The 11,118-nt window shown below is 54.4% G+C and carries 11 protein-coding genes; 4 read left to right on the forward strand and 7 right to left on the reverse strand.

Annotation, left to right across the window (positions count from 1 at the left end; all coding sequences use genetic code 11):
- Both FDW87_RS16495 and lplA read left to right on the forward strand, forming a co-directional pair.
- A partial coding sequence (locus FDW87_RS16495; protein ID WP_252363222.1) for a YtjB family periplasmic protein occupies positions 1-478 on the forward strand: 478 nt, incomplete at its 5' end.
- Between the two features lie 20 nt (positions 479-498).
- Positions 499-1,515 carry a lipoate--protein ligase LplA gene (gene lplA, locus FDW87_RS16500; RefSeq protein WP_137379953.1) on the forward strand — a complete coding sequence of 339 codons (1,017 nt, stop codon included), beginning with the start codon at positions 499-501 and terminating at the stop codon, positions 1,513-1,515.
- An 84-nt stretch (positions 1,516-1,599) separates the two neighbouring features.
- On the opposite strand, the gene deoD is transcribed toward lplA, so the two are convergent.
- The 4 genes from deoD to deoC form a co-directional block, all read right to left on the reverse strand.
- Positions 1,600-2,319, reverse strand: a complete 720-nt coding sequence (deoD, locus tag FDW87_RS16505; RefSeq protein WP_137379954.1) for a purine-nucleoside phosphorylase — start codon at positions 2,317-2,319, stop codon at positions 1,600-1,602.
- A 199-nt stretch (positions 2,320-2,518) separates the two neighbouring features.
- A complete protein-coding gene (deoB, locus tag FDW87_RS16510) occupies positions 2,519-3,742 on the reverse strand; it encodes a phosphopentomutase (protein WP_016151610.1) in 1,224 nt (407 codons plus the stop codon).
- 50 nt (positions 3,743-3,792) lie between these two features.
- Positions 3,793-5,115, reverse strand: a complete 1,323-nt coding sequence (gene deoA, locus FDW87_RS16515; protein WP_016151609.1) for a thymidine phosphorylase — start codon at positions 5,113-5,115, stop codon at positions 3,793-3,795.
- Positions 5,116-5,294: 179 nt separating this feature from the next.
- The gene (gene deoC / locus FDW87_RS16520; RefSeq protein ID WP_016155634.1) at positions 5,295-6,074 is read right to left on the reverse strand and encodes a deoxyribose-phosphate aldolase; all 780 of its coding nucleotides are present in this window, start codon (positions 6,072-6,074) and stop codon (positions 5,295-5,297) included.
- Positions 6,075-6,335: 261 nt separating this feature from the next.
- Between deoC and FDW87_RS16525 the strand changes: the two genes are divergently transcribed.
- Positions 6,336-7,886 (forward strand): YjjI family glycine radical enzyme, encoded by a 1,551-nt coding sequence (locus FDW87_RS16525; RefSeq protein ID WP_137379955.1) that lies wholly within the window; start codon positions 6,336-6,338, stop codon positions 7,884-7,886.
- Positions 7,858-8,721 carry a YjjW family glycine radical enzyme activase gene (locus FDW87_RS16530; protein ID WP_137379956.1) on the forward strand — a complete coding sequence of 288 codons (864 nt, stop codon included), beginning with the start codon at positions 7,858-7,860 and terminating at the stop codon, positions 8,719-8,721. Before FDW87_RS16525 ends, FDW87_RS16530 begins: the two co-directional genes overlap by 29 nt.
- 32 nt (positions 8,722-8,753) lie before the next feature.
- Here the strand turns inward: FDW87_RS16530 and FDW87_RS16535 are convergent, their stop codons facing one another.
- The 3 genes from FDW87_RS16535 to FDW87_RS16545 form a co-directional block, all read right to left on the reverse strand.
- A complete protein-coding gene (locus FDW87_RS16535) occupies positions 8,754-9,530 on the reverse strand; it encodes a metal-dependent hydrolase (RefSeq protein ID WP_137379957.1) in 777 nt (258 codons plus the stop codon).
- A complete protein-coding gene (locus FDW87_RS16540) occupies positions 9,527-10,600 on the reverse strand; it encodes a patatin family protein (RefSeq protein ID WP_016151604.1) in 1,074 nt (357 codons plus the stop codon). The genes FDW87_RS16535 and FDW87_RS16540 overlap by 4 nt, the downstream gene beginning before the upstream one ends.
- Before the next feature lie 245 nt (positions 10,601-10,845).
- A complete protein-coding gene (locus tag FDW87_RS16545; protein ID WP_003019081.1) occupies positions 10,846-11,007 on the reverse strand; it encodes a DUF1328 domain-containing protein in 162 nt (53 codons plus the stop codon).
- Positions 11,008-11,118 lie beyond the last annotated feature (111 nt).

Here is an 11,118-nt window from a genome sequence, read left to right on the forward strand (position 1 = left end):
GGTCTCCTTGAACGTCGCCCCGCTGATGCGTACCGAAACCCCGGATGAAAAGCGCATTAAAGCGGTACTCTCGCAGCTCACGGAAAGTAGCCGTATTCTGGATGCGGGGGTCTACGATGAACAGGGAGACCTGATTACACGTACCGGTGAGAGCGTCAACGTTCGTGACCGACTGGCGTTGGACGGCAAAAAAGCCGGGGGCTATTTTAACCAGCAGATTGTCGAACCCATTCAGGGAAGAAATGGTCCGCTGGGCTATCTACGCCTGACGCTGGATACCCACACGCTCGCCACCGAAGCCAAGCAGGTGGATAACACCACCAACATCTTACGCCTAATGCTGCTTCTGTCACTGGCGATTGGCGTGGTGCTCACCCGTACCTTATTGCAAGGCAAGCGCACCCGCTGGCAGCAATCCCCTTTCCTGCTGACCGCCAATAAACCGGTACAGGAAGAAGACAACGAGAAGAAAGAGTAATAACAGAAAGGAAATCGACCATGACGACACTACGCCTGCTTATCTCAGACTCTTACGATCCGTGGTTTAACCTCGCGGTCGAAGAGTGCATTTTTCGCCAGATGCCCGCCACGCAGCGCGTCCTGTTCTTGTGGCGTAACGCCGATACGGTGGTGATTGGCCGGGCGCAAAACCCGTGGAAAGAGTGTAATACCCGCCGTATGGAGGAAGACAACGTGCGGCTCGCCCGTCGCAGCAGCGGCGGCGGCGCGGTGTTCCATGACTTAGGCAATACCTGCTTTACCTTTATGGCCGGTAAACCGGAGTACGACAAAACCATCTCAACCGCTATTGTCCTCCATGCCCTGAACGCGCTGGGCGTAGACGCCGACGCCTCCGGGCGTAACGATCTGGTCGTGAAAACGCCAGACGGCGATCGCAAAGTTTCCGGCTCTGCTTATCGGGAAACGAAAGACCGCGGATTCCACCACGGCACGCTGTTGTTGAACGCCGATCTCAGCCGCCTGGCAAACTATCTCAATCCGGATAAAAAGAAACTCGCCGCCAAAGGCATCACCTCGGTTCGCTCACGCGTAGCGAATCTAACGGAGCTGTTGCCGGGCATCACCCATCAACAGGTCTGTCAGGCCATCACGGAAGCCTTTTTTGCCCACTACGGCGAACGTGTCGAAGCGGAAATTATCTCGCCGGACAAAACCCCGGATCTGCCGAACTTTGCCGAAACCTTTGCCCGTCAGAGCAGTTGGGAGTGGAATTTTGGTCAGGCGCCTGCGTTCTCGCATCTTCTGGACGAGCGTTTCACCTGGGGCGGCGTTGAGCTGCATTTCGACGTGGAAAAAGGTCATATCACCCGTACGCAGGTCTTTACCGACAGCCTCAATCCCGCGCCGTTAGAATCGCTGGCGGGTCGTCTGCAGGGGTGTTTGTACCGTGCGGATATGCTGCAACAGGAGTGCGAAGCGCTGCTGGTTGATTTCCCAGGGCAGGAGAAAGAGTTACGCGAGCTGTCAGCGTGGATTGCCAGTGCAGTGAGCTAAACGCTGGCCTGAAAATGCCGGATGGCGGTCCGGCATACATCGATTGTAGCCCGGTAAGCGCAGCGCTACCGGGCATCACAACACTTACTCTTTATCGCCCAGCAGAACGGATTCCAGTGCGATTTTGATCATGTCGTTGAAGGTCGTCTGACGTTCAGCGGCAGTGGTCTGCTCGTGAGTACGGATATGGTCGGACACGGTGCAGATGGTCAGCGCTTTCGCACCAAACTCAGCCGCAACGCCGTAGATACCCGCCGCTTCCATTTCCACGCCCAGCACGCCGTATTTTTCCATTACGTCGAACATTTCGCCGTCCGGAGAGTAGAACAGGTCAGCGGAGAACAGGTTGCCCACGCGCGCGTCTACGCCCAGCGCTTTTGCCGCATCAACTGCATTACGCACCATGTCGAAGTCAGCGATAGCTGCGAAGTCATGATCTTTAAAACGGATACGGTTTACTTTGGAGTCGGTGCAGGCACCCATACCGATAACCACGTCACGCAGTTTAACGTCCATACGCACAGCGCCGCAGGAGCCTACGCGAATGATTTTCTTCACGCCAAAATCGGTGATCAGCTCTTTGGTGTAGATAGAGCAGGACGGGATACCCATCCCGTGACCCATAACGGAGATCTTACGGCCTTTGTAAGTACCGGTGAAACCTAACATGCCGCGAACGTTGTTCACTTCACGAACATCTTCGAGGAAAGTTTCAGCAATATGCTTTGCGCGCAGCGGGTCGCCCGGCATCAATACGACGTCAGCGAAATCACCCATTTCTGCATTAATATGTGGAGCTGCCATCTTCAGTTCCCTTTTGATTTATTATTTTTGTCGAGGGGGTAGCACTGCCTTACCCAACCGACAAAACGAATTCAAATACCCTAAGGATTTCGCGTTGTAGGAAGGCGACGAATTCGGAACCCCCGGGAGCATAGATTACCTATGTGACCGGGGTGAGCGAATGAAGTCAACGCATCTACAGCGCGAAAGACAACGGGTATCACAGCATGTTTTTACCGTAGTCCATCGGCGATGTACCAAAGTAGCTCGCCAGCGTCTGGCCAATATCCGCGAAAGTTTCACGGTGACCTAAAGAGCCTGGTTTCACTTTCGGGCCGTAAACCAGCACAGGAATGTGCTCACGGGTGTGGTCAGTGCCGGTCCAGCTCGGGTCACAGCCGTGGTCAGCGGTCAGGATCAGAATGTCATCTTCACCCACCAGTTCCATCAGTTCAGGCAAACGGCGGTCGAACAGTTCCAGACCTGCAGCGTAACCAGCGATATCGCGACGATGTCCCCAGGAAGAGTCGAAATCAACGAAGTTAGTGAAGACAATGGTCTTATCACCCGCTTCTTTCATCTCTTTGATGGTGGCGTCGAACAGCGCGTCCAGGCCGGTAGCTTTCACTTTTTTGGTGATGCCGCAGTTAGCGTAGATATCCGCGATTTTACCGACGGAAACCACGTGACCGTCTTTCTCGTCGACCAGTTTCTGCAGCACAGTCGGTGCTGGCGGCTCAACGGCCAGATCGTGACGGTTACCGGTACGCTGGAAATTACCCGCTTTATCACCGATAAACGGACGCGCGATAACACGACCGATGTTGTAACCACCTTCGGTCAGTTCTTCACGAGCGATTTCACACAGTTCGTAGAGTTTATCCAGGCCAAAAGTCTCTTCGTGACAGGCAATCTGGAACACGGAGTCTGCGGAAGTATAGAAAATCGGCTTGCCGGTTTTCATATGCTCTTCACCCAGTTGATCCAGGATCACGGTACCGGAAGAGTGACAGTTGCCGAGGTAGCCCGGCAGGTTGGCACGTTTGACCAGTTTATCCAGCAGTTCCTGCGGGAAGCTGTTGTCATGATCGGAGAAATAACCCCAGTCAAACAGAACCGGAACACCCGCGATTTCCCAGTGGCCAGACGGCGTGTCTTTCCCGGAAGAGAGTTCATGCGCCCAGGCGTAGGCACCAATCACTTCCGCGTTACCGTCCATACCAGCAGCAATTTTACCGGTAGAACCTTCGTGAGCTTTCACCAGGCCCAGACGGGTCAGGTTAGGCAGATTCAGTGGACCTTTGCGACCCTTGTCAGCTTCGCCTTTCGCACAGGCTTCTGCAATGTGTCCCATAGTGTCTGAGCCTACGTCGCCAAAGCGATCCGCATCTTCAGTCGCACCAATACCAAAGGAGTCCAGCACCATAATAAATGCACGTTTCATCTTGTTCTCCAACATCTGCGCCGCAAAAAAGCGATCAGATCAGTATACAGTTATTCGGTAATACGACGATAGACTGTCGGTGTAATTTCTGGCGCTTTATCGTCAAGGCTAATTGCCGCTTTGACCGCTTTCGCCGCTTCCTGCCAGCTGGCTTCATCTTTGGCGTGGATCACCGCCAGCGGACGCTGTCCGTCTACGCTGTCGCCCAGACGCGCCATGTCGCTAAAGCCAACGCTGTAATCAATGGTGTCCGAAGCCTGACGACGACCGCCGCCCATGGAAACAACCGCCATTCCCAGCGCACGGGTATCCATAGCGCTGACAAAACCTTCGGTATCAGCATATACCGCTTTGCTGAGCATTGCCGTCGGCAGGTACTTCGCATAATTTTCGACGAAATCGGTCGGGCCTTTCTGCGCTGCAACCATGCGACCAAAAATCTCTGCCGCTTTGCCGTTATCCAGCACCGCCTGCAATTTTGCACGGGCTTCGGCATCATCTTTCGCCAGATTGCCGGAGATCAGCATTTCCACGCACAGCGCCATCGTGACGTCTAACAGACGTGGATTGCGGTATTCACCTGTCAGGAACTGCACCGCTTCGCGGACTTCAACCGCGTTACCTGCGCTGGATGCCAGTACCTGGTTCATATCGGTTAACAGCGCGGTGGTACGTACACCCGCCCCGTTCGCCACGCCGACAATCGCTTCGGCAAGCGCTTCAGAAAGCTCATAGGTCGGCATAAAGGCGCCGCTGCCGACTTTCACATCCATCACCAGCGCATCCAGCCCTTCCGCCAGCTTTTTCGCCAGGATAGAGCCGGTAATCAGCGGGATGGAATCCACCGTCGCGGTAATATCGCGGGTGGCATAAAAACGTTTGTCCGCCGGTGCGAGCGAGCTGGTTTGCCCAATAATCGCCACACCCACGTCTTTAATAATTTCACGGAAACGCGCATCGTCCGGGAAGATGTCAAACCCTGGGATGGCTTCCAGTTTATCGAGCGTACCGCCGGTATGCCCCAGACCACGTCCGGAGATCATCGGAATATAGCCGCCACATGCAGCGACCATCGGGCCTAACATCAGTGATGTTACGTCACCCACGCCGCCGGTAGAGTGTTTATCCACAATCGGGCCGTTCAGCTGCAGGCTTTTCCAGTCCAGCACGGTTCCTGAATCACGCATTGCCATGGTCAGCGAAACACGCTCAGGCATTGTCATATCGTGGAAGAAAATGGTCATCGCCAGGGCGGCGATTTGCCCTTCAGAGATGGTGTTGTCGCGAATCCCATTGATAAAGAAACGAATCTCTTCATCGCTCAGCGCATGACCATCACGTTTTTTACGAATAATTTCTTGTGCGAGAAACATGGTAACCCCCGATAAATCAGGTTAAATGCAGCGGAAAACCCACTGCAATGAATGATTACTCTAAACAATTCGAGTCGCAGGAAGCGGCAAGGAAGCTCATCCCCAGGCGCTTACTACAGTAAGTGACTGGGGTGAGGGAGTGCAGCTAACGCACCTGCGGCTTGCAGTATGACGAGTAATTAGTAGCTGCTTGCGCTCTTACCATCGCCGTGACCCAGCGCTTTCAGCAGGCTCGCCAGCAGGCTGGATGCGCCAAAACGATAGTGACGGGAATCGGCCCAGTCAGCGCCAAACAGTTCGTCAGCAATCGCCAGGAACTGCTGTGCATCTTCTGCAGTACGCACGCCGCCTGCCGGTTTGAAACCTACAGTTTTAGAAACGCCCATGTCGCGGATCACTTCCATCATGATGCGTGCGCTTTCCGGCGTCGCATTTACCGGCACTTTACCGGTAGAGGTTTTGATGAAATCAGCACCCGCTTTGATGGAGATTTCAGACGCTTTACGGATAAGACTCTCTTCTTTCAGCTCACCGGTTTCGATGATCACTTTCAGCAGCACGTTTGCCGCCGCACACGCATCTTTACATGCTTTAACCAGATCAAAACCAACCTGCTCGTTACCGGCGATCAGGGCACGGTAAGGGAACACCACGTCAACTTCATCCGCGCCGTAGGCAATCGCCGCGCGGGTTTCAGCCAGCGCAATCTCGATGTCGTCGTTGCCGTGCGGGAAGTTGGTCACGGTTGCAATACGGATGTCCGGAGTGCCTTGCTCTTTCAGCGTCTTACGCGCGATAGGAATGAAACGCGGATAGATGCAAATAGCGGCAGTGTTGCCTACCGGGGTCTTCGCCTGATGACACAGCGCGATCACTTTTTCATTGGTGTCGTCGTCATTCAGGGTGGTCAGGTCCATCAGTTTCAGTGCACGCAGGCTGCTTGCTGTTAAATCGGTCATAACATTCTCCAACGGCATCGCCGTATAAAATTTCACCTTGCGAGTTTGTTAGTATTCTAACATCCGCTCGCTATTACACTTCGATATACATCACAGTTAATGAAAACCACATACAGATTTGCATTACTCTAATGAGATCTACTTCAAATAAATCACCTTTCAGGAAGGGATGCGGTGGCATCAGGCGCATCCGGATCAAAGGTTGTGGCGGCGTTGCTTTCTACAATGGCGTTACACCTTCGGGATAAAAAGGAATCAACGATGCCCACTTCAAGCGAACTCGCGCTGCAACAGCGTTGCCAACAAATCGTGACCAGTCCGGTGCTCAGCCCTGAGCAGAAACGCCACTTCCTGGCGCTGGAGGCTGAAAACGCGCTGCCTTACCCGCAACTACCTGCTGAGGCTCGCCAGGCGCTGGATGACGGGGTGATCTGCGATATGTATGAAGGTCATGCCCCGTTCAAACCGCGCTATGTTTTACCCGACTACGCGCGTTTTCTGGCCAACGGTTCCTCATGGCTGGAACTGGAAGGAGCCAGGGATCTTGATGACGCGTTATCCTTACTCACCATCCTGTATCACCACGTTCCGTCAGTCACCTCGATGCCGGTCTATCTCGGCCAGCTCGACGTTCTGTTGCAACCGTATGTTAGAATTCTAACACAAGATGAGATCGATATTCGAATAAAACGTTTCTGGCGTCATCTCGACAGAACCCTGCCAGACGCATTTATGCATGCCAATATCGGCCCCGCAGATACGCCTGTCACCCGTGCAATTTTACGCGCAGACGCAGAGTTAAAGCAGGTTTCGCCTAATCTGACGTTCATTTATGATCCGCAAATTACACCTGACGACCTGCTGCTCAACGTGGCGAAAAATATCTGCGAGTGCAGTAAGCCGCACATTTCCAACGGCCCCGAAAATGATAAAATTTTCACAAAAGGTCAGTATGGCGTCGTCAGCTGTTACAACTCGTTGCCGCTCGCCGGGGGTGGAAGCACGCTGGTCAGGCTCAATCTGAAAGCCATCGCAGAGCGCAGCACCTCTGTCGATGACTTCTTTACGCGCACCCTACCGCACTATTGCCAGCAGCAAATCGCCATCATTGATTCACGATGTGAATTCCTCTATGAAAAATCACATTTCTTTGAGAATAGCTTCCTGGTGCAGGAAGGGTTGATTGATCCCGAACGTTTTGTCCCTATGTTCGGCATGTATGGCCTGGCGGAGGCGGTGAACCTGCTGTGCGATAAGGCGGGGCAGAATGCTCGCTACGGAAAAGATGAGGTCGCCAATCAGCTAGGGTATCGCATCAGCGCCCAACTGGCGGAGTTTGTAGAAAGTACCCCGGTGAAATTTGGCTGGAAGCAGCGCGCAATGCTGCACGCACAGTCAGGGATCAGTTCTGACATCGGCACCACGCCGGGCGCGCGTCTGCCCTACGGCGATGAGCCGGATCCGATCACTCACCTGCAAACCGTCGCACCGCATCATGCGTATTATCACGCTGGGATCAGCGACATTCTCACGCTGGATGAAACCATCAAGCGCAATCCTCAGGCGCTGGTGCAATTGTGCCTCGGGGCGTTTAAAGCTGGGATGCGTGAGTTTACCGCCAACGTGAGTGGTAACGATCTGGTCCGCGTCACCGGCTATATGGTACGCCTGTCGGATCTGGAAAAATATCGCGCCGAAGGTTCACGCACCAACACCACCTGGCTGGGCGAAGAAGCCGCGCGCAATACGCGCATTCTGGAACGACAACCTCGCGTGATTAGCCATGAACAGCAGATGCGCTTCAGTAAGTAAGATCATTCCTTTCTCCTGCGTCGACGGGCCGGGCAGTCGCCTGGCTCTGTTTCTGCAAGGATGTAACCTGCGCTGTAAAAATTGCCACAATCCGTGGACGATGGGACGCTGCAACGACTGCGGGGAATGTGTCCTGCATTGCCCGCATGAGGCGCTGAGCCTGAGCGCGGGGAAAGTGAGATGGCAATCCGACGTATGTCAGCAGTGCGATACCTGCCTGCACATGTGCCCACAGCAGGCCACGCCGATGGCGCAAACCCTGAGCGTTGATGAAGTGCTGCAGCATATTCGCAAGGCGGTGCTGTTTATTGAAGGAATTACGGTCAGCGGCGGCGAAGCGACCACCCAGTTGCCGTTTATCGTGGCGCTGTTTAACGCGATCAAAACCGATCCGCAGCTGCAACACCTGACCTGCATGGTAGACAGCAACGGCATGCTGAGCGAAACCGGCTGGCAAAAACTACTGCCGGTATGCGACGGCGTAATGCTCGATTTAAAAGCCTGGGATAGCGCGTGTCATCGACAGTTGACTGGCCGCGATAACACGCTGATTAAACAAAGCATTACCTTTTTGTCCGGGCAGGGAAAACTTGCGGAACTGCGCCTGCTGGTTATTCCTGGCCACGTGGATTATCTACAGCATATCGATGCACTGGCGGCGTTTATCAAACGTTCAGGTGATGTACCAGTGCGGCTAAATGCCTTTCATGCGCACGGGGTGTACGGCGAAGCGAAAGACTGGCCGAGCGCCACGCCTGAGGATGTGGAGCAACTGGCGCAAAGATTGCGCGAGCGCGGGGTGGATAATTTGATCTTCCCGGCGCTGTACCTGTGATTGCCGGATGCGACGCATCCGTCGTCCGGCAATTAAAAATCAAATAACGCCGTCGTATTGCGATACAGCGCATCAGCGATAACATCCGCAGGTTCCGGGCGCAGCTCGCAGAGGACATCAAAGACTCTGACCACCTGCTCCGGGCGATTCGGCTGTCCCTGAAAGCCATTGAGCGGCATATCCGGCGCGTCAGTTTCCAGCAGCAGTGAGTCCAGCGGCAGTTGCGCCATTACCTCGCGGGTTTTACTGGCGCGCGGCCAGGTAATGGTGCCGCCCACGCCAATTTTGTAGCCCAGTTGCACAAAACGTTCGGCCTGCTGCACGCTCCCGGAAAATCCATGCACCACGCCGGTTCGCGGTAAAGCATGGCGTTTCAGGTGCATCGCCAGCTTGTCATGAGTGCGCCGCGAATGCAGGATCACCGGCAATTCGTAACGCTTCGCCAGCTTAAGCTGCGCTTCCAGCAGCCGCTCTTGCTTATCGAATTGCGGATCGTCCCGATAAAGATCCAGCCCAATCTCACCTACCGCCACCAGCTTTTGCGGACGCTTATCCAGCGCCTGCTGCAACTGCTCCAGGCAGTCATCGCTATGTTGCTCAATAACAATGGGGTGCAGCCCCAGGGCGGCAAACAATGGAGGGTAATTTTCCGCTAACGCCAGTACACGGGAAAAATTTGCCGCCTGGGTGGCCGGAACGATAATGCTTTGCACGCCGACGTCAGTCGCGCCCTGAATACTGGCAGATTCATCGCCCGTAAACGGCGGAAAATCAAAGTGACAATGCGTATCAATAAAACGATAACTCACGCCAAATCCTCATTATTAAACGTCGTGTCGTTAGCCTGAGGCGCATTGGTCACCACGGGGGCGTGAGCGTCGTTAGCCACCGGCGCAGGTGGAACCACGACCGGTCCCGGCACCACAATCTTCGGCGTCTGACGAGGCAGCGGCGCATTTTTCGCCAGCAGCTTACCGACGGTTGCCAGGAAGTAACGACCACACAGGCGTCCGGTCTTGTAATCTTCCCGCAGCGCCGGAATACGGCTTCCTAATGCCATGCTATGGAGCGGTTTGGGCGGGTAGATCTCAAAGATACGCAGCTTGCCCGGCGGTTTCTCAATAAAACTCTGAATCGCGCGATAGCTGGCTTCATGGTGCTGGACCAGATTCAGCAGCGGTTGCAGGCTGCTTTCGCCCAGCCAGCGTTCCATACGCTTGAACCACTGCGGGGTGTAATACATTTGCGAAGGCACGGTGCGGATAACCACCAGCGTTTTTGCCCCCTGCTTCGCCGCTTCCTGCACGGGAATGGCGTCGCTGACTCCCCCATCGAGATAATTCACACCATCCAGCGCAACCCCGGCGCGGTAGAACCCTGGAATCGCGCTGGAGGCACGAATAAGATCGAGCCAGTTTTGCCGGTTCGGCGAAAAATAGCCAGGCGTGTAGTCATCGCCCCGACAGGCGCACATATAAAACGATTTCCCTGCGGCAAACAGGCGCTCGGCGTTATCCATCGCCAGCGGCATCTGAGACGCAGTCGAATCCACCAGCCAATCGAGATCGATTAAATTTCCCCCGCGCACAAAGCGCACCGGGTCAAAAAATTCACGTCGGGTAGTGTAACGCATGATGACTTTACGGCCGTAACCCGGCTGGTTACAAAGATAGGCTGAAAGGTTTTGCGCACCAGCGGAGGTCCCGTAGAAGAGATCAAAAGGATTGAACTGCGCGCGCATGAATTCATCCAGTACGCCAGCGGTGAAGATGCCTCTTTGTCCGCCGCCCTCACACACCAGCGCCATACTGCCTGGTTGAAACGGACGTAACGATAACGGCGCAATATTACCGAGCGTGACGGGTATTCTCTGCCCCACCTCTGCCTTCCTGTTGTTTTTGTAATAGAACAACAAAGTAACGCAAATTGCCTGATGCTAAAACCGTAAAAGCCAGTCCGATGGACTGGCTTAGTAGCAAGTTATCTTTACGGTTAATCCCCAAAATAATTCGAGTCACAAGAAGGCGGCAAGGGCGTGAATCCCGATCTGCTTACTCTAGTAAGTGATACGGGCAAGCACGCGTAGCCAGCGCACCTTTAACTTGAAGAATAAAGGGGATGTCGCTAGGGCCGTTTACGACCTGTAAACAGGCTGACCAGAAACAGAATGATCCCCACCACAAAAACAATTTTCGCTGCGCCAGCAGCGGTACCCGCCAGTCCACCAAAACCCAGTGCAGCGGCAATTAACGCGATAACCAGAAATATGATGCCCCATCGAAACATGCGCTTCTCCTTTACCATAGTTAATGTCACCGCTTGATATGAGCACTCAGGCTGCCCATCGGCGATATTTTCAGTGTGGTGCACAACACGCCTCCCGACAAACGTCGGGAG

This window comes from Citrobacter sp. wls826, assembly GCF_005281245.1.
In the GTDB taxonomy this organism is placed as follows: domain Bacteria; phylum Pseudomonadota; class Gammaproteobacteria; order Enterobacterales; family Enterobacteriaceae; genus Citrobacter; species Citrobacter braakii.

Coding starts and splice junctions, on each gene's coding strand:
- deoC (WP_016155634.1), bottom strand. CDS start 6,074: ATGACCGATTTAACAGCAAGCAGCCTGCGTGCACTGAAACTGATGGAC.
- FDW87_RS16525 (WP_137379955.1), top strand. CDS start 6,336: ATGCCCACTTCAAGCGAACTCGCGCTGCAACAGCGTTGCCAACAAATC.
- deoB (WP_016151610.1), bottom strand. CDS start 3,742: ATGAAACGTGCATTTATTATGGTGCTGGACTCCTTTGGTATTGGTGCG.
- deoA (WP_016151609.1), bottom strand. CDS start 5,115: ATGTTTCTCGCACAAGAAATTATTCGTAAAAAACGTGATGGTCATGCG.
- lplA (WP_137379953.1), top strand. CDS start 499: ATGACGACACTACGCCTGCTTATCTCAGACTCTTACGATCCGTGGTTT.
- deoD (WP_137379954.1), bottom strand. CDS start 2,319: ATGGCAGCTCCACATATTAATGCAGAAATGGGTGATTTCGCTGACGTC.
- FDW87_RS16545 (WP_003019081.1), bottom strand. CDS start 11,007: ATGTTTCGATGGGGCATCATATTTCTGGTTATCGCGTTAATTGCCGCT.
- FDW87_RS16530 (WP_137379956.1), top strand. CDS start 7,858: ATGAACAGCAGATGCGCTTCAGTAAGTAAGATCATTCCTTTCTCCTGC.